This is a genomic window from Mycoplasma seminis (genome assembly GCF_030718845.1).
Classification (GTDB): Bacteria; Bacillota_I; Bacilli_A; order Mycoplasmatales; family Metamycoplasmataceae; genus Mycoplasmopsis; species Mycoplasmopsis seminis.
This window is the reverse complement of sequence record NZ_CP132191.1, coordinates 263,609-284,475: the sequence shown is the minus strand read 5'-3', so window position 1 is coordinate 284,475 and position 20,867 is coordinate 263,609. Positions and strand designations below refer to the sequence as shown.

Sequence of the window (20,867 nt, the reverse complement as noted above, 5' to 3'; positions counted from 1 at the left end):
CATTAGTGTGAAATGTTGAATTGGAAGTCAACATTTATTATTGTTTTACCTGTTTTTACTTTTTCGCCTTGAGCATTTGTTTCTACTTCAGGCACTATCTTAATAGGTGATTGTTGTACTGCTTTTGCATTTTCCGCAAGTGCTTGTACATTTCCTAAATCAATATCTTGAATTGCTTTTTTGTTTTCATCAGCAAATTCCATGTAGTATCTGTGTTTTGGTTTTAATAATGCATCTCTATATTTAGCCATTAAGGCATAATCAGATAATCATGAAGTGTACCCGTAATCTTCAATGGTTTTCTTAGCAGATACATCTCCTTGTTTTTGCAATCAGAAGATATTATTAGTTTTTTCAGTATGGATACTTAAGAAAATTTCTTCTTTAGTATCTACGTCAGTGAATTTAAGGTATTTAGCTTGAGTAGCTAAATCATTTTTAATATATCCATACATTGCTAAAGCATCTAAATCTTTATTTCTGAATATTCCAGAAATATTACGTTTTGAAACACCATAGTTGTAAAGTTGTGAAATAAAGAATGCTTCAGGACGGTTTGTAATTCTGTTTCCTTCAAAATCTTTTAATCTGATATTTTGATCTACAATTGGATTTCCGTCTACATCATAAAGTTCCATACCAATGGTTTCTTTTTCAAATCTATCTTTAAAGAATCCATTACTATTTGAAATAAATTTTCCAAAGTAACTTGAATCTCTATATTCATAATCTTGGAAGAAACGTTTCGCAGAAATATCATCAAAGAATTTAGCTTTTGCATTTGAAATATAATTATGTCTTTCATCAGAAATTGAATTAATAGTTTGATTTAATGTTTCAATTGCGTTATGAATAGCATCATATTCCGGATCGTTAACTGATAATGAATCAAGTAACTTGCTTAATTCTTTTTTGTCTGTTTTAGTTTTTTGAATTCTTTTGTTAAACTCAATAATTCCAGCAACATGTTGTTGGTAGAATTCGTTATATCTATCAGCTTCAAGTGATTCTTTAATTCCTGTAGACATATTTGTATTATTATTCTTTAATTCATTAAGGTAATTAATCGCAGTACCATCAACAATATAATCAAGTCCAGTAATAGCTTCTGAAAGCCCTTTTAAGTAACTTGGAGTGTTTCCAAAATCATTCTTATTAGGTGAGTAAACTGTTTGAACATAATCTCTAGTTAATGTTTCAGCAATTGAGTAAATATAGTCAGTAAACTTATCATTTAGAAGTGGTTCAACTCTAGTATCGTTGTAGTTTTTAACATCATCTGAAGATTCTCCTGAAGAAAATCCACCAAATAAGATGTTATCAATAGTCATTTCAGTTTCCCCACCATTTTTAAAGAACATTACATTTCCAGCTAATGTTACAAAATCTTGCATACTAAAGTATTTAATGTATTGAGATAAATTATTATCTTGAATAAATTGTTCTAAGTATTTTTGCAATTTTTCAGCATCGAAATATAAGTTTTTATTTTCTTCAGGTGCCGATGTAAGATCTTGCACATAATATTTCTTGAATGTTTCACTAATCATGTCAATTCCGTAATCTTTTGAGAAGATTGCAGAATTTGCAACTAAATCTAATGCTGGTGAGAATTCTTTTACACTTAATACAAGGTTTGAGTGTCTGAAACGATACATTGCATAGTTAGCTACAGCTTGTTCTTGTGCATTTTCATCTGAAGCAGAATTAATTTGTTCTCTTAAGTTTGCTGTTGTTAATTCGGTATCTTTTTCTGCAAGTGATTTTATTTCAAATAAGTTAAATTTAGTTTTTACATATTCAACATCTCAGTTGTAATTTTTGATATTAGTATCATATTTAGCTTTTGAATAATCGATTGAAGCAAAGTTTATTAATTCATAGAAACTCTTGAATTTAGGAGCGGATAAATTATCTCTTGCATTTTCACGGTCAGTAACAATAACCATTTGTTGATGTAATTTGTTAACTGCTTTTAAAAGCTCTTTATCATTTGCTTTCATGAATCTAGAATATGGATTAAGTACTACTCCACGGATAGCTTCATCGAATTTTCCTAATGCATCTCTAGAAGAATTTCAAACTTGTTGTGAATTTACAATATTAGTATCTTTATCAACAAATGCAACAAAGCTATCGAATAATAAAGTATTTGTTGCACCATCAGCACTGTAAGGTTGCAATCCAATTAAAGTAATAAAGGCTTGTGTTGGATACATGCTTCATCTTGAATTTGTAGCAGGGAATCCATTATCTTCAGCAATAGAAGACATTCTGTTTGAAAGACCATCACGTATATTAATTCTATCTGCTAAGAATGAATTTTCGCGCATGTATGGGAAGAAGAATTTATTTAAATCGGAGTTTTCGCCTTCGAACCCATTTGGAACAAAAGTTAATACAGAACCTTTGTTTCCTTTAAGGAAAGCACTAAATTTAACATTATCTAATGCATTTTTCTTTTGGTCATATGCTCTTTCATAAATGTTAATATATGAATCTCTTAATGTTTGTAATTCACTTTGTAATCCGAATGGTAATGCAAAGAAATCATTTGATTTACGTTTTTTAACAGATGCATTTTCATTTACATTAACTTCAGCCGCATCAGATCTATGCTTAATAGATTCAACAAATGCATTTAAATCAGCTCCGCCAAATAATGTTTGCAATCATAGAGCAAAGTCTCCACCAATTCTACTTGAAGATTCGTTTCATCCTGAGTCAAACATTTGAGCTCTAACAGTAGCTGAAATTGATTGTCCAATTACGTCACTTTGAGTTCTAATGTAATTTAGTGATTCTGGATCTAATTCAACATTAAGCGGTACTTGAATAACTGGTGATCCATCTTTGTTAAACATATTAATTTTAGTAATTTTGTTTGGTTTTTTAGAATCTGTTTCAAATAACTTAAATGTAAAGTGATTATCATCTGCAAATGTAACAGCTTTTGTTAATGGATTTCCTGCTCCATCAGTCATTTGTTCAATAATGTTACGTGCTGTAATTGGAACAAGCTTATATTCTGTTTTTCCACTCGCTTCTTGTATTTTCTTGAATGCTTTTCCTATTCCACTAATTCTTGGGTTTAATGTTCCTGAATCAGCATCAAATGAGTTAGCAATGAATAAATCTCCTAAAGCCACACCTCTTTCTTTAGCGGCTTTTACCATTCCAGCAAAGTCTTGTAAGAAACGACGTTTTTTGTTTTTAAGAACTTGGTCGATTTCATCATGTGATTTTTCTGTTCCTCAAATATCTTCAAGTGCTTCAGTTTCAAAATGTGTTACTTTTCCATTTTCATCTAAAATACCAAATTTGAAACGAATAAATTTACCATTTTCAGTTGGTTGGTTATTTGCATTAACTCTAATAACTTCAATATTTGTTCTAGCCTCCAAGTAATTTACTAAAGCTTCATATGAGTAGTATGAAGATTCATTAGCTCCACCTCTAGTTGAAAGCCCTCCAACAATAATTGGGTTCTTATCGTTAATTCAAGCTTGACCTTGGTCAAGTGTATAGTGGTGACCATATTCGTGAGTTGCAACATATTTTAAGAAATCAGTTGGAACACCTTGAAAACCAGGAACTAAAGCACCTAAAATAAGTGGAAGCCCAATTCTATCCCCAGGTGTAAGTCCAACATATTCACCTTCAGTAAGTTTAAACTCGTAAACTCCCTTTTCATTTACTTCTCTTGTGATATGAGGTCCATTTAATTTTTTGGCTAAGTGTGGGTATTTAGCAAGAACTTTATCTAAAAGTCCGTTATAAGTTTCATTATATGCTTGATATTTTCTAGCTGCAAGGCCTTTTTCTTCAGAAGCAATATCTTCAGGTGTATAAAATACTGTAACAGGTGAAATCGCCCCACTGTAACCGATTGCTTCTTTAAATTGCGCAAATCCTTCAGGTTTGTAATTATTATTAGTATTTCCCGTAAATGACACAACTAACTTGTTTGATTTACCATTTACTAAAGAAACATTTAATGTGTGGAATTTATCAACTATGTTATTGGTAATTTTAAACTCAGTAACTTTATATTTTTTAACAAATTCTTTTTGTTCAGCATAGCTTAATTTTTTAAGTGATGGAATTGTATTGATTGCTTGAAGGAATGAAGCAAAATATTGTAATGGTTGTCCATTAAGTGGATCATAAACATAAATGGTTTCATTCTTGTATGAATCAATATCATAGAAATCTAAAAAGCTTCTAATTGAATTTTTAACTGCTTTAACAAAGTTTTGGTATGAAATTCAAGATCTACCTTGCATTAAATTAAAGTGCATTGTTGTTTTGTATTCATTTTTGATTTCTTGACGTTTTAATTCAATCTTTTTAAGTCCTTCTATATCTTTTCCTTTTTCACTACGTTTTAATACATCAAGTTCTTTTTCTATTTGTACATATTCTTTTTCAGGTACATCAAGATATTTAAAAGTTATCTTTAAAAGATCTTTTGATGGATTATTGCTCATTCCAGCATTTTCATCTTCAGCAAAAGCAGAAAGTATTTCAACTGGTCTTAAGTCACTAAATGAATATCTTTGAAGTTCATCTGGGTATTGAGTTTTTAATTGTTCAAATTCAGTTTCTGTTACATCGTATGGTAAATAAAGAGTTTGAGCTCTTTCAGGAACTGCTTTTGAAGAAGTTCCTAATTCAACATTAGTATTTTCATCAAGTAACACCATAAATTTTTGGTGATTTAGTTTACTTGGAACAATAATGCCTTTGAATGATTCATTTTCAGGAACATCTAAAGCATTTTTTGCAGCTGAAGCATAAGGGATATTTTTTAAGTATTCATCTAAAATATTTTTACTTACTTCTGAATTAAATGTTGAATAAGTTAAAGCATCAGAAGCATTTCCTCTACCACCTAATGCTGAATAAATTGGTAATGAACCAAAGAATGCATCAGGGAAGAATTTGATTTCACTTACTTCCTTGTGTAATGTTGAGTGTGAACCTAAGGTTATCGCATTACCATTTTGTTCAACTCCTGGAACAATTCTAAATGAGTTCAATGTTAGAAGGTCAGGTCCTCAAGCAACATTTTTAATAAATCAGTTAGAGAATTCAATAAATTGTTTTGGGTGTACTGCTAAAACATATTCATCATAAAAACTAAATGAACCATATTTAACTTCAAGTACAAAAGGTTCGTTATATCTTTTGTAGTATTCGTTAAAAAATTCATCAAAATCCATTTTGTCTTCTGGTGATTCTTTAAATGCAAATTCACTTCCATCTAATGAAACAACTGCTAATGAAGATTTCTTTTGAGCATCTAAAATTCTTAGTTCAGGTTTTAATTCACCTTTTTCATCATAAATTTTTGCATAACTATTATCAAAAAGTTGTTTATTAGCAGGTGAAAGTGGTCCTAATTTTTCATCAGAATTTTCAGCATACGCAATCATTGAACCGATTGCAATACCACTTCCAACAGCTAATGTTGCAAGTGAGAGTAGTATTTTTGATTTTAATGATCAGTTTTTTAACATAACATACATCCTTTTCTTGTTTTTTTGTTTTTTCTTATATTAATGAAATTAATATAAATATTTTACCATATTTTTCAAAAAGCCTTTTTGTCTTATTTTAGTTCACTTTTGCGTTTTTTGCATATATGTAGTGGAGGTAAAATGAAAAAACTTAATAAAAAATATTTAATTATTTCAGCAGGATTCTTAACTGCTTCTGTTATTTGTGCAGCTACTGTCACTGGTGTAGCTTTCAGCAAAAAACATAAAACTCAAACACCGAAACCAGTGGAAGAAATTGAGGTAAAACCTATTGCCGGTCCTTCAAATGGTATAAGCAAAATTAAACCTAAATACAGCAAAATTAGTCTATTTGAATACAATTCAAATCCATTTACTAATTTAGAATTTATTAACAAGGAATTAGAAAAACCAGAAAATAAATTTGCAACTATTGATTGAGAAGATGAAAACACTACTTTTATGTCTGACTTAAAAAGTATATCAAATAGATTCCTAATTAATCAAGAATTAATGGAAAAAGGTTTAAAAGAACTAGAAAAAGTAACTGAAATTGAACTTTTTTACTATAAAAACTTATTTATGGTCGAAGATTTATTTAACAAAATTTTTAAAGATAATATTGATAAATTAACCACAAACCCTTTAACTAATGAAGCATTATTAAAAATTAAGAACAATAAAAATGCGTCTAAAGATGAAATTAAAACATTGATGACATCTACTGGATATTTTATCGCTGACTTATCATATAAATTACAAGGCTATGTTGGTACATTAAAATTTGAAAAAATTGACCCAGAATTATTAAAAAAATATTTACCTGAGGAATTTAATTCAACAGAAGAATTCGAAAATAAATTCAATAATTTCAAAAACTCAATTAAAAGTTTCATATCTTGAATGAAAAATGTTATGTTAACTGATAACAATATCACGCAAATCATTAATGAATTAGAAGACAAACTTTTTGATTTAGAAAATCAAATTAATTTAATTCATAAAACTACTTTAGCAGCAGTAAATTATTTACGAGAAGGTACTGATGATTTTCGAATTAAAAATGCGAAAATATTAATCGAAAATAAAATCAGCACAACTAAAGCTGGAATTTATAATCAAGTAGTTACTATTTATAATGTTTTAATTAAAAAACTTAAAACAGATGTAGATACTTATAATAAATTAGCAGCTGAACAAAATCCAATAGTAGATAACTTTTTAAAACTTGTCAATATAAAATATAAATTATTTACTAATAATATTAGAGATTTTTATAATCAATTAAAAATCAACAATAACGATATTAAAAACTTAATCGATACTTTTTACACTATTTTTCAGTTAAATTCAGAACAAATCAATCAGCAAAAAGATGAATTTGCTAGAAGCAAGTTTGTAGCCAATATTAATAACTTTAGACATTTACTTAGAAATATTGCGAACTTTTTGGTAGTAGACCAAATGTTGTGTAATCACTCCAAATATTAAAAGGAGTGATTTTTGTTATGATTTTAGAGGAAAGAAACAAATTATTAAGAAATGAATTTTACAAATTAGGAGCTGATATGAGAGAATTATCATTTCTACTTAATGTTAATTACTTAGATGTTGCTAAGTTAATTGAAGAGAATCTAAAAGATGAAGTAGATGCTTATATTACTGAAATGAATAAATATGAATTAGTTGAAGGAAAAATTTATAGAAATGGATATTCTAAAAGAACCTTATACACATTGAATGGTAAACTACAAATAAATGTCCCAAGATTAAGAAATGCTTCAAATTTTTGTTCACAAATATTAGCTAAATATAAAAGATGTGAGGAAGAATTTGAATTTCTAATCGCACATTTATTGCAACAATTTTTATCATATGAACAAACCATAGATTTAGTTGAGAAATTATTAGGTTTTAGAATAGGACATTCTATAATTGCGAGAGTTTCAAAAACTATTAAAAACAAATACGACAACGCTTATAGTTTTGACATAAATAATGATATTTATGCATTATTTATTGATGCTTCATATCATAAAGTTTTTAAATGATATAACCCATTCACTGGTGAATATTTAAATTCTTTAGAAAATGTTGAGAATCCAAGGGATTTTGTCAAACAGAGCTCAAAAATAGCCTTATACACCGCTATAGCTATAGATAAAGAAGGTAAAAAACAAGTTTTATCAATAGAAACCTCAGGTGTAGAAAGTACAGAAAATTGAACAAAATTCTTATCAGAATTAAAAAAGAGAGGAATTAATGATCCTCAAGTTGTTGTTTGCGATGATTTTAGTGGAATTAATAATGTTATTAATTCAGTTTTTCCTTCATCTAAAATTCAAAAATGTGCATTTCATAAAATGACTAATGCGCTTATTACAATACCACAATCTAAAAGGTATGAAGTATCACAACTACTAAAACTAATATTTAAAGGTAAAAACAAAGATGAAGGTTATAAAAGATTTTTGGAATTTAAAAACAAATATAAAGATAAATACAGAAAAGCTGTTGCAATTATTGAAAACTCACTTGACGAGATATTCACATTTTATGATTTTCCAATAGGAATCAGGAGATATATTTACACAAACAATATTTGCGAAAATTTCCACTCAGCATTAAGAAAATATGTCAAAGAAAAAAGCTCGCATCATAGTCCTAACTCCATCAAAATGTTGGCTATTGTTGCAAGCTTCAAAATAACTCGAACTTGAACAAGGAAAAGAATAATTTTCTAAGTTAAGTTCAGTATTATTATATATAATTTATTCAATTATAGTCCGATGTGATTACACAAACTTTGGACTACTACCAACTTTTTGAGCAAAGATTTATTAGATAATGTTTCTTCAGGCAGAAAAGTATTTTCAAAATATATTGATGAGTGTTTACAAGAATTCAGTTCATTAAGACCACTAATGTATGAAGTAATTCTTAAGGAGTCTGATAGAGAAGAAGAAAATTGATCATATGAAGTTTTAAGAAGATATATTTCAAGAAAAAAATCATTAAGAAATGCTCTTGGTATATTAGATAAATCTAACAGCGATCCAGATTCTATGCAAATAGTTGCAAATAAACTTGCAAATGTAAACTCATATTTAAATGAATTAGAAAAAATCGCAACTGAACAGAAGAAAAATGATTACGGATCTCTAATGGGTCTAGCAGATATAATGCCTGCTAATTTCGGACAAGATTCTGAATATTACTCTCATGAAATACATGATGAAGAAGAAAGAATTAGTCCAATTATCGAAAAAATTGCACCTAATTTCAAAACATTCTTGAATTCATTTGCTGTAACACAATCTGAATTAGTTTCTAAATTACAATTAAGTCAAAATATCGCACATGAAGAAATTGAAAAAATCATTAGCGCCTACACCGTAGCATCAAAAATCACAAATAGCGAAATTGCAAATGATATGAAAAATCTTTATAATGACGCTTTAAATAAATCTAGCAATTTAAAAAACGCTATAAATGATATAAACAATAATTTCAAAGAAACATTTGTCAAAAAGTTCGAAAGTAAGCATGCAAATAATGTTGAAACCATAAAATCAATCGGAAAAGTTAACAATCAATTAAGAATAGATGCATTTATTAAAAAACCACTTTATGTTGGATTATTAGCTATGAACCCAACAGTATTAGCAGCTTATGTTTTATTCACAGTCACTGATCAAATAAGTTTTAATAATGTTATAAAAGAATTAATTCAAAATGTTAAATATACTACTAATTATTCAAATGTAAGATGATTTGTTAATGATTTCACAAAAGATTTCAACAATTCAGTAAAAGTTTTAGAACAATCTAGTGAATTATTTAATAATCTTTATTTATCTCATAAAATTAACTAAAAATAAGAGCAATAGCTCTTATTTTTAGCATTATTTGACTTTTTCATCTGAGATTAATTGCATTAAAGTTTTCAATGAATGTGCTTTAGCAAAGTTAAGAATTAAGTTACCAGGATTTAAGAATGCTTCAGGATCTTCTTGCGAATCATCACCACTTGAAAATGTATATACAGCTTTTGGTTTCAATTCAGGTTGAATCTCTAATTTTGGATTAGTAATAAATTCATAGTACTTATCCCTTGCTTTTGCAAGTTTTTCTTTAACTGAATCTATTGAATCTGAATTATTAATTTTAGCTTGCATATATTCTATATTTGCTTCATAGTAATTCTTTTCAATTTTTAATAATTCTTTATAAGTGTCGTTTGCATTAAATTCCGGTTTTTCTTCATGAGATGATATTAATGAAGAATTTGTATTAGTAATTCTTCTGAATAATGGATTCTTTTCACGTAATTGTTTTAATGCTAAAACAGTTACTTCATAGGCATATTTATCTGGATGTGTTTCTGAAATAGAATTGTCAAGATAGAATTTTGAATTAACTAAATCGCCTTGTCTAAGTAAAATTTGAACTTCATTTAGCGGAATAATAAATGCAGATTTTTTTATCTCTGAAGCTTTTCTTCTAAATTGGCTTATTTGATCTTGCTGATTCTCTATTTCGTTGTTTATAACTTCTAAAAGGGATTTAGATTCATAAATTTCATCATTTTCTGTTCCAGCTGGTCCAAAGATATCTAATTTAATAGCTTCATATTCAGCTTTAACTTTTTTATAAGCTTCTAAAATTTCAGCTGGAGTCTTTTCTTTGATTTCTTGTAATTCTTTCAATAAGTTTTCAGCTTTTAAAACACCTTTGTCAATTAATTCATTAAATTTATATTTACCATCAATCGCTTCTTCTGGGTATCCAAAGTAGAATTTACGGTCCTTTTCATATCCCTCAGCAATTACTTTTTGATCATTAATTGATTTAATGAATTTATCTAATAAATCAATATTTGTTTTGTTTTGTTCCATTGCATTTGCATCTGTTAAATCATTTACTTTGATATTCGCAAATTGCTCTGCTAGCTTTTCAATTGCTTGAGTTTTTGGAGTTAATTTTTCAATATATTTTTCATTTTCTTCTATTTTATTGTTGTATTTTTCAGCTAATGCATCAAGATTAAGATATTTAGTTATTTTTTCATCACTTTGATTAATTCCTAATCCCTTGAAGTATTCAAGTAGAAATACCGCACTATTTAATTCATCATTTAGTTTTTCATATTCTAATAATTTATCGAATAAATCTGCAATTGTTGGGTTTTTAACATTAAGGTTTCTGGCCGCATTGACTTTAGCTCTATTGAAGTATGTAAATAACATTCTGTATGTTTTACCAATAGTTTTATTATCTTTTCCGTCCTCTAGAATTTCATTTCATTTGTTTCTAATTTTTGAATTGAATAATAAATCAGTTTTTCTCTTAAGTTCAGTAATTCTTGTGTTGAGTTGTTGTGATTCTTTTTCAATATCTCGAATTTCGAAGTTAGATAGTTGATCTTTTAATGAATATAAATATCCAGCAATACCTTTTTTAGTAAATATATCTTGAATTAAATTGTATCTAACAATATCTACAAGTTGTTTTTTGTACTCATCATAGAATTTTTCATATTTAATTGAAGTTAAATATCCTGCATTCTTCTGAAAGAATACTTTGTAATCACCTTGAACTTTTTTAACAATAGCATCAAATTCTTTAAGAGCTTCCAGATCTATAATTTGGTTTAATAATGGGAAAGTTGAAACTTTAAAACCTACACCAAAGCTTGGGAAAAATTCATCTGGGGTTGAAGGGTTTTGGATATGTTTAGATCATGCTTTTTGATCAAGAAAAATGTAACGTGTAATTTGATCAGTAAGGTTTTTGCCTTCTGTTTTAGCCATTTTGTATGTGTCTAAAATCTTTTGCACTAAATCTTTTTGAGCAGCTTTAACTAATGTATAAATTTCAGTAGCTAATTCTTCTACAGATTTAGTTTCAAAATTTTCAATTTTCATTTCTTTAGCTTTTTCTTTTAAGGTTTCTTGGCCTAAAGTTTTATATTCAGCTATTGTTTTTGCTTTATAAGTTTCGTTAGTGTCCTGTGATTTTAAAGCTTCAAGTAATTTTTCTAAATCTTTAATTCTTCATTCAAACAACTCTTCAATAGCATCAGATTTTTTGAAAGGAATTTCAATATCAGTAACATTTTTACCATCAGGAATAATAAACCCTTGGATTAAGCTTGAAAAGTTCATAGCTTCACGTAAAACATTATATACACGGTTAGAGTTAGTATATGAGAGTTCAATATCATTTACTTCTTTAAGATGTGTTTCAATCATTGTAGCTTGATTATTAATTAAATCCTTATTAGATTCGTATCTATCCTTGTATTTAACACGAATTGTGTCGATAATGTAACGGTTTAAGCTTTGCACAAGTCTAATTGCTTCAATTGCAGATGGGGCTCTTTTAACATATTTAGATTTTATAAATTCTAAATTAGCTTTTTGGTATTCAAGTAAAGCGATTTGTTGTCTGAGTTTTTCTTTTACTTTTTCTAGTTGAGCTGAGCTTACTGACGAATCAATGTTATCATCGCCTTCACCAGGAATAATAGAATCAATGTCTTTAACAAGTAAATCATCAGGGTTTCCACCTAATTTACTTACTTCATCTTTTAAAATATCAACATTTTGTTTGAGAAGAGCAACTTCTTTCATTTTTTTATTAATTAAATCTTGTTTTCTATGATTATCTCCAGAAGATAAAGTTGATAATTTATCTGCTACAGCTGTAGCTAAATCTGAAAGAGTTTTAATATCTTGTTTTGTCAAATTATCTGCATCTTTACTTTTAATAACTTGTAATTGGCTATTAAAATTAGCATAATCATCGCTTGAGAGTCTTTGGATATCTCTAAGGTCTCTAGCAATTAAAGCAGCCTTAAAATCACGCTCAGAAGCTAATTTTGAGGTGCTTTCACTTTGTGTTTGACATGACACAGATAAAGCAATAGGAAGCGAGCTTGCTCCTAATGCAAGGGCTAAAATAACTTTATTAATTTTTTTCATATTTCATCCTTTTAGTTTTTATTTCATAATTATATTACATTGTGGTGTATTTCTGTGCAATTTAAACAAAAACGCATATTGCCTTAGCAATATGCGTCCAAATAGTTAAATTTTTATTATTTAGCTACCATTCCAGCTACTTCTTCAGCGAAGTTTGATTGAACTTTTTCAATTCCTTCACCTACTTCGTATCTAACAGCTGAGACTAATTCACAGTTGTGATTTGCTAAGTATTTAGCAACTGTTAGAGAATCTTCCATAACAAAAGCTTGTTTTTCTAAAACAAATTCTGATAATTGTTTGTTTAATCATCCTTCTGTTATAGCTTGTTGAATCTTTTCTGGTTTGTTGTCAAATCCGTTTGGCTTTTCAAAACCTTCTTTAATTGCTTCCATTCTGTCAGCAGGGATTTGATCCACAAGAATAAATTCAGGATTCATAGCTGATACATGCATTGCAACATTTCTTGCAGCTTCAACATTGTTTCCATTTACTGTAACAACTGCTGCAACTTGTTGGTTTGCGTGAACGTATATTCCTAAAACTTGGTTTTCTTGAGCTACAACTTTTGTGAAACGACGTAAAGAAATTTTTTCTCCAATAACAGCTGTAGCATTTACTAAAGCTTGTTCTACTGTTTCACCGTTTGCTAATTTAACATCAAGTCCTTCTTGGTGTGTGTTAGCGTTTGAGCTAAATAATGCTGTAGCAACATCATTTAATAATGAAATGAATTTATCGTTTTTAGCAACGAAATCTGTTTCTGAGTTAATTTCAACTAAAATAGCGTGTTTATCATCACCTAAAGCTGTAACAGCACCTTCTGCTGTGATACGTCCAGCTTTTTTAGCTGCTTTAACAATACCATTTTCTTTTAACCATGCAATAGCTGCTTCAATTTCGTAGTTTGTAGCTTCTAAAGCTTTTTTACAATCTACTAAAGCTGAGTTAGTTCTTGCTCTTAATTCTTTGATTAATTCCATTTTGTTATCCGCCATGATAACCTCCTAAATTTAAATAATTAGTTTTGTGATTCTGTTGTTTGTGCTTCGTTAGCATTTACTGGTTTGTTGAATGATGGTAAAACAACTTTATCATCTTCTTGGAAAGCGAATTTTACTTGTCCACCACGTGCTTTAACAATAGCATCAGCTAAGATTGTCATAATTAACATAATTGATTTAGCTGAATCATCGTTTGCTGGTATTCCGAAGTCAAGTAAATCAGGGTTTGCGTTTGTATCTAAAATACCAATAACTTTGATTTTCTTTCTTTTTGCTTCTTTAACAGCAATTTCGTCTTCGTTAGGGTCAGCAACGATCATAACTTGTGGTAAACGTTGCATTTCACGGATACCATCAAGGTTTTTGTGAAGTTTATCTAATTCTTTTTGGAATCCTAAAGCTTCTTTCTTTGTGTAACCTGCGAAGTTTTTAGCAGCTTTAGCTTCTAATTCTTTCATTTTAGCAACACGAGACATGATTGTTGAGTTATTTGTTAATGTTCCACCTAATCATCTTTCTGTGACATATAATGAACCTGTTCTTTCAGCAGCTTCTTTAACAGCTTCTCTAGCTTGTTTTTTTGTACCAACAAAAATAAATGATGCACCTTTAGCAGCTAATGTGTTTACTAATGAGTATGCGTATTCTAAGTATTTTTGTGTTTTTGTAATATCAATGATGTGTGATCCTTTGTTCTTTTTGTTTGGAACAATGAATTCTTTCATTTTAGGGTTTCAAGCATGTGTTTTGTGTCCGAAGTATGCTCCAGCTTCTAATAATTTTGATTTTGACACGATTGGTTGTTTTTCAGCTTTAACAGCTTTTTCTTTTTTGTTTTCTGTTGTCATAAAATTTTTCCTTTTTAGTTTGTTTTTGCAAAATAAATATTTCTAACGCCTAGCACTATGATTAGCACACCCAAGCGAATCCGTATTTATTGTTATAAATGTTAGTAAGAATTTGTGTTTTAAACTCTTGTGAAAATTATATTATAAAAAGCTAAAAGACTAAATCTTTTAGCAATTCTTTTAGCACTATATATAAGAGAAAAATATTTTTCTAATTTAAATAATTAAATTTTGAAATTTTAATAAATTGGGTGTTCTAAACCAAAAGGTAATTTTAATAAGAATTTATCACCTTCTTTTTTGATTTGCACTTTAGTATTAAAAGCAGAAACTGGTAATCCGTAAAAACCTGAAAAGATTGAATCATCTCAGTTATTTAAGTAAGTAAATTTCATTGTACTATTATCTAAAAGAACACATCCTTCAGTTTTAAACCCTTCTTGGTATTCTTTGTCAAATATTGTTCCATCTAATACTTTACGACAGTATTTTGCAAAACCTCTAATTTGAAACATTTCTTTAAACACCATACCATGACCAAAAGAAAACGGTAATTCTTCTTGGAAAGTTGGTTTGCTATCTAAATAACTCATTCATGTAGCTTCAGCTAAATCTTCAGCTAAATGCGGATCGATTGCATTTAAAGTCTTAGCATAATTCTTTGTTCCAATTGAATGAACTTGATATTCAAATTTTGAATGTCTATCTAGAGCATTAAGGATGTCTTCTGGATATTGATACTTAGAATTTATTTTATTAATTTGTGCCTGAGTTAAACCTTTAATTTCATATGTAATTGCAGTTTTAGCACTTGGTTTAAGGGCTAATTCTACTGCTCTTAAATCAGAAGTATATTGGTGTTTACCATAAAATTCATCTGCTAAATAGAAAAATTCAAAACCCCTTGAATCTCCTAGCTCAAAAACTGAATCAAAAAACTCTTTATTAAGAGCATCAAACATTTCATATAACTCAACGGCCTTGTCATTGTCATCATCAAAATTTGCCGCTTCATTTATTTCTTCAATTAATTCAATAGTATTAAGCATCAGTTCTTCTGGAATTTCTGTTTTGATTTTAGTTTTTAGATTAATGGTGTACATTTTTAAATCACTAAAATCTTTCTTTTTTGATTCAGAGCATAGAATTAAATGATCATTTAAATATAAAGCTCTAAATTTATTACCATAAAATCTATTTTCAACTTTAGCATCTGCTTCAGTTAAACCAGGCAATTTGCATGCCGGTCCTGGTACTAAATAATACATCATAGTTCTTAATTTGATGTATTTAGTGTTTTTACTCATATCTATCATATGTTTCTCCTTGTGTTTATAAGTGTATATATTTTAATATATAAATTATATTAAATATTGTAGATTTTGTAGTCCATTTCGTGATTTTCCCCTTTGAAAAAAAAAAAAAAAACGGATAATTTTAATAGGAAACAAGGAGAAAATATGGAAGAGAAATTAGCAAAATTATTAATAAATTTATTTTTAAAAGATAATTCAAATAACAATCAAAAATTCGAAGAATGAATTTCCGTTAAAAAAGAACAAAATTTATCAAATATAGATGAAAACAGAACAATATCGGAAAAAAAACCATGAGAAGACGTTGTCCTTTTCACCGTATTAAATTTTAAAAATAAGGAAAATCCCTTCATCAATACTACTCTGGATTTATATTCAAAGCTTGATGAGGATCAAAAGAAAGAATATTTAAATTTAACATTTGAAGAAATTTTTGCTGATGAATTAAAAAATAAAACTGAAATATCTTTAGAAAACTCGCAAGATTTCTGAAAGAATTTAAATAAAGAAAAGGTTAAAATTTATTTCAATCTTATATCACCTTTGTATATTAATTTATATGGAATTAAAGATTTTGCTCATCCTAAGGATTCACGTCCAGGCACAGATTGGATTTATTTACAGTATGACATTAACAAAATAACCGATGAAAATATCATAGATTTTATAATGTTTTTTTATCTAAATAAAAGTTTTAAGTTTTGACTAGTTGATCAAACATCTAGAGAAGATAATCATAGAAAGCAAAAGTGACAAAAAAATGAAAATTATTGAGATTTAGTAATAAATTTAGATTCAATGAATAACTATTTAGAAGATATACAATCAAAAAGTATTAATAAATTTGCAAAAGAAATATTTTTATACTATGTTGATTTAAATAATGAATTCTTAGAAAAGAAAATAACTTTAATTGATGAAAAGTATGAAACAACTCTTGTAAGCAGTGATAATGCACTATTTATTACTTTTGTAAGCAAAACATTAATACCATATCCAGAAGCGGTGTACGGGACAAGCGAAAATCCATTTTCATCATTCATAAAATATTGAAATATATATTTTAAAAGGGATACACAAAAAATATTTTCTATAGAATCTTTTACACCAGAACAAAATGATGAAGTATTTTCAAAATTAAAATTTCAAAAAGCAAATAGAAATCTTTTATTTTATATTTCACATAATAATTCAATAATAATTTCAAATACAAATGATACAAAGAAGCAAATAAGCATTGAATGCAAACATGAAGTTGAAGATGAGTCAGACAATTATATATTTCAATATCAAATTAATTATAACTTCAAAAATCATACATCACTAAACAACTGCGGTAGTACAACCATTAGCCATATTAAGCATAATATTGATATAGCATTTAGAACTGATGACTTTAATATAAAGTTTTATTTAGCAGATTTTGACGACAACCAAGAAAACGAACTATATATCTTGAATCTTGAACACACAGGATGCAAGAATATAACTTTGGATTCAGATAAATCATTGATGCTTGTTGAATATTCCGAAAATGCAAAGAGCTTAAAAAGACCTGAAAATATAAATAATAACTCTCCTATTTTATTATTTTCGAATAAACACCTTGAAGAGAATGATGAAGCATCACATTTCATTAATAATTGAAACTATAATGTGTATAGATCATTCTTATCATTACCGGAGTGAGCTCCGGAGGACTTTTGTTTAGAATTTTTTATCAACGAAAATAAAAATCCGATTTATTTAAGTTTTCTACTATTCCTAATAAAATCTATATCAAATACTAAGAATGGCGTAATTCAAAATTATGAAAACTTCCTTACAAAAATATTTATATTTAAGTCAATAATACAAGAGGTAATTCCAAGATTAAATAATTCATTTCAAAAGAAGTATTCAAGTGGAGAACAATTATTGGATTATTCATTAAATATTAATAATAATTTAATGAAATCACTAAAAATAACTGAATTATTTATTTTAATGTGTGAATTAACTCCCGATATGCTTTTCAAGAATAATGATAACGTTATAAAACTCAGCAAGGCCCTTTTTCTAAATGCTGGTCCTGTTTATTTCCATATAATAAATAATTTCTTCGAAGATAACAATCAATCGAAATATCCCTTTGAAATCAAATCAACATGAAACAATAATGACTTATTTGTGTATTCAGACGAATATGAATTTCCATTTTATAAAAAATATTCTCAATCTGGCTTGCCGGAAGATGCATTATTTGATAACGACCGCCCCTATAGCGATGAACAAACTTTATATGTTTGAATATATCTATGAATACAAAGCCAAATATTAAATGAAATTTACAAAAAACAGAAAGGTATTAAATTCTTTACCAAAATTTCACTCCATAAAGAACATAAATTAAAAGGATTTAATAAAACCATTAAAATAAATGATTTTTCAACTATAGAGATCTTGTATTCTGAAGAAAATAGCAAAATACTAGAAGAATTACTAGAAAGAAAATTAGGAGGCAATAATGATTAATAGTAAATTAAATTCTATAAATTATCAAATCCTTTTATCACCGCATAAAAAAAGAAAACAAAAAGTCTACAATATACAAAATATTGTTAAAGTTGCAAGCTCATTTATTCTATCATTTCCAATATTTTATGAATTTGATAAAAATAGAAAAGAAAATAATTTAAGTACAATTGACGACATTATGAAAAATCCAGACTTTAATAATGTGGCCTTTATTGCTGAATTTGGTCAAGGTAAATCCAGCTTTCTCAATACATATTTTATTAACAACAAAATTTTTGAAATCTACAAAAAACATTTAGATAATCCCGACACTATCGAGAAACTTAAGAAATTAAATTCGTCAGATAAAATTTTTAATACTGTTTTAGAAATAATCGAAACCGCAAATTTGGATAAAATATTATTTAAAAAAATAAGTATGAAAAAAGGTAAATTAGTTCAATTTAATTTCAGCGTAACTACATATGAAACACTAATATTGATTAATGAATTAACTAAATTAAGCGAAAATCAAAATATCTCGCCAGATGATTGCAACAAATATAAAAATTATCTCGAAAATTTAAAAGCACTCTGGGATGAAAAAAATAATAAAAAACTAAAAGAAAAAAATAACGAAATATCTCAAGAGCTAGAAAAAAATCCAGATTATGTTCCCATAGCAAATAGAATAAACTCTTCTTTGAAAGATATAAAAAATCTTATAAATTTAATTATAAATATAGCCGTAAATATTTTGAATATTATAAATTTAAGCAAAGAAGAACTCCCTGTTTTCGTTTCTGTACCAGAATTTAATATACAAAGTAGCAAAAATCAAGCTTTAGAAGAGGATGAAATTCAATCTATAATTTTACGTTCTATAGTGAATCAAACTAAAAATAAAAAATTCAAAAGATATGGTCTAGAAAACTTATTATTTGATAAAAATAGTAAATTTATATCTGTTTTTATAGCAATAGTTATTGTTCTTTTTATAGCATTATCAATTGCTTTAATAACATTAAAAATAATTGACTTCCCATTAGATATTTTTTCAAACAATAATGATAATATAATCATTAATGGTGTTGGAAAAATAGTAAAAAATAACGATATAAATGAAAACGCAAAAATAATTGTTAAATTTTTATTTTATTCCTTAATCACAACAGGTTCAATACTACTCCTGAGTTGTGTTCTACCTTTTACATACAAAGTTATTAGATTTAAAAAATACAAAAAGATCAAGAGTCTAACTCTAGAAAATATCACAATAGAAAAAGACGAATCTTTACTTAGTTTCAGTAAAAATAAAGAATTTTTATATTCAATATTCAAATCTCTTAATACTTCTTTAATAATTTTCGAAGACTTAGATAGGCTTCAGGATAGAAATATATTTAATTCTTTAAGAACTCTTAATAATGAACTAAATGAATACTTTTCAGCAAAAAGTTACCTAATAAAGGAAAAGAAAATTAAATTTATGTATGTTGTAAGTGAGAGTATTTTTGATTCATCATCAGAAAAAAACAAATTTTTTGATGAATTTATTGAATTCAAAAATATAGTAATCGCAAATTGTTTATTACCTAATAAGTTATTAGAAATTATTAAGTCAAAATACTCGTTAGAAGAAAATGAATCAAAACTTAAAAATAATAAACTGAAAAAACTAAATGATATGATATTCAGCGTTATTACAAGTAATATTTCTGATCAACGTACTTATTTAAGTTTTCTATCGAAAATTAATGAAATGAATAATTTAAACCGTACAGAATCTGACCATAGTGATGATGAAACAATTGGAAAACTATATTATGCTTCGAATAGTGAAGAATTAAAGGATATAGAAATTGAGTATTTAAGAAATATAACTAAATTATATTTAGATTTATTTAATAGTTTCGAGATAAAAGGTAAAAAGGAGCTTTTGACAAAAAAAGGGACTACCTATCAAATTTTGTTGCAAAACCGAGAATTTAAAAATGAAGTTAAAAATGATTTTGAATTTCTTATTTCCAGAAAATTTAAAAACAATATCACTTCCGAATCATTAACATCTGATAAAGATTTGGAGAACTTAATTCTCTTATTTAATCTTTGAATTGATGTAAGTAAATCAAGCCAAATTGCATCTATTATTTGAAATTGATCATCAAAATCAAAAGGAGGGCAAAAATCATTAATAAATAGCTTTCCTAGTGTTGCTAGAACAATTATAAGAATAGACAATAATGATAAATTAAAAAATTCCGTTGTTCCTTTTCGCCAATTTGAAAACTTTTACTTCAATATAAATGATGATAACAACCAATATTATTCACTTTATAATGCTAAATTAATTGATGATGCATTCTTTTGTTTGGCTTCTAATGAAAAAGTTAATTCAAATAATAACATATCGCTCGAATATAATCAAAGACTCTTCTTTTATCTTTTGGATAATGAGATCATTAATCTCGAAAATTTAACAAATAATAATATTGGAAGTATTTTAAATATTTCATCTATTTTGGATGTTGCTGATGAAAACGATACAGAAACAATGAAAGTAACATTAAGTAATTGTATGATAACCATCATAAACCTTATTATAAATAATTACTGACTTGACCTTGATTACTACATTTCTAACAATTCAGAATATATATCATTATTAAATGACTTTACCGCAGGCAATTAGGAG

10 protein-coding genes are annotated in these 20,867 nt (G+C 27.4%); 5 read left to right on the top strand and 5 right to left on the bottom strand.

The annotated features are described in order from the left end of the window. Positions 1-2: 2 nt before the first annotated feature. Positions 3-5,522 (bottom strand): PDxFFG protein, encoded by a 5,520-nt coding sequence (locus Q8852_RS01355; protein WP_305938204.1) that lies wholly within the window; start codon positions 5,520-5,522, stop codon positions 3-5. A gap of 141 nt (positions 5,523-5,663) precedes the next feature. Between Q8852_RS01355 and Q8852_RS01350 the strand changes: the two genes are divergently transcribed. The 3 genes from Q8852_RS01350 to Q8852_RS01340 are packed head-to-tail and all read left to right on the top strand — an operon-like array spanning position 5,664 to position 9,397. Beyond that, positions 5,664-7,013, top strand: a complete 1,350-nt coding sequence (locus Q8852_RS01350) for a hypothetical protein (RefSeq protein WP_305938203.1) — start codon at positions 5,664-5,666, stop codon at positions 7,011-7,013. A 17-nt stretch (positions 7,014-7,030) separates the two neighbouring features. Further along, positions 7,031-8,266 carry an IS256 family transposase gene (locus Q8852_RS01345; RefSeq protein WP_305938202.1) on the top strand — a complete coding sequence of 412 codons (1,236 nt, stop codon included), beginning with the start codon at positions 7,031-7,033 and terminating at the stop codon, positions 8,264-8,266. 45 nt (positions 8,267-8,311) lie between these two features. Then, positions 8,312-9,397, top strand: a complete 1,086-nt coding sequence (locus Q8852_RS01340; protein ID WP_305938201.1) for a hypothetical protein — start codon at positions 8,312-8,314, stop codon at positions 9,395-9,397. A 30-nt stretch (positions 9,398-9,427) separates the two neighbouring features. Here the strand turns inward: Q8852_RS01340 and Q8852_RS01335 are convergent, their stop codons facing one another. From Q8852_RS01335 to Q8852_RS01320, 4 genes are all read right to left on the bottom strand, one after another. Then, positions 9,428-12,508: a hypothetical protein gene (locus Q8852_RS01335; protein ID WP_305938200.1), complete on the bottom strand. Its 3,081-nt coding sequence runs from the start codon at positions 12,506-12,508 to the stop codon at positions 9,428-9,430. 116 nt (positions 12,509-12,624) lie between these two features. Continuing rightward, positions 12,625-13,506: a translation elongation factor Ts gene (gene tsf / locus Q8852_RS01330; RefSeq protein ID WP_305938199.1), complete on the bottom strand. Its 882-nt coding sequence runs from the start codon at positions 13,504-13,506 to the stop codon at positions 12,625-12,627. 23 nt (positions 13,507-13,529) lie between these two features. Further along, complete coding sequence (rpsB, locus tag Q8852_RS01325; RefSeq protein ID WP_305938198.1) at positions 13,530-14,360, bottom strand: 30S ribosomal protein S2; 831 nt, start codon at positions 14,358-14,360, stop codon at positions 13,530-13,532. Positions 14,361-14,599: 239 nt separating this feature from the next. Next, positions 14,600-15,667 (bottom strand): hypothetical protein, encoded by a 1,068-nt coding sequence (locus Q8852_RS01320; RefSeq protein ID WP_305938197.1) that lies wholly within the window; start codon positions 15,665-15,667, stop codon positions 14,600-14,602. Positions 15,668-15,820: 153 nt separating this feature from the next. On the opposite strand from Q8852_RS01320, the gene Q8852_RS01315 reads away from it, so the two are divergent. Beyond that, positions 15,821-18,190, top strand: coding sequence for a hypothetical protein (locus tag Q8852_RS01315; RefSeq protein ID WP_305938196.1), 2,370 nt, complete (start codon positions 15,821-15,823; stop codon positions 18,188-18,190). Beyond that, positions 18,183-20,864 (top strand): YobI family P-loop NTPase, encoded by a 2,682-nt coding sequence (locus tag Q8852_RS01310; protein ID WP_305938195.1) that lies wholly within the window; start codon positions 18,183-18,185, stop codon positions 20,862-20,864. Before Q8852_RS01315 ends, Q8852_RS01310 begins: the two co-directional genes overlap by 8 nt. Positions 20,865-20,867: the final 3 nt, after the last annotated feature.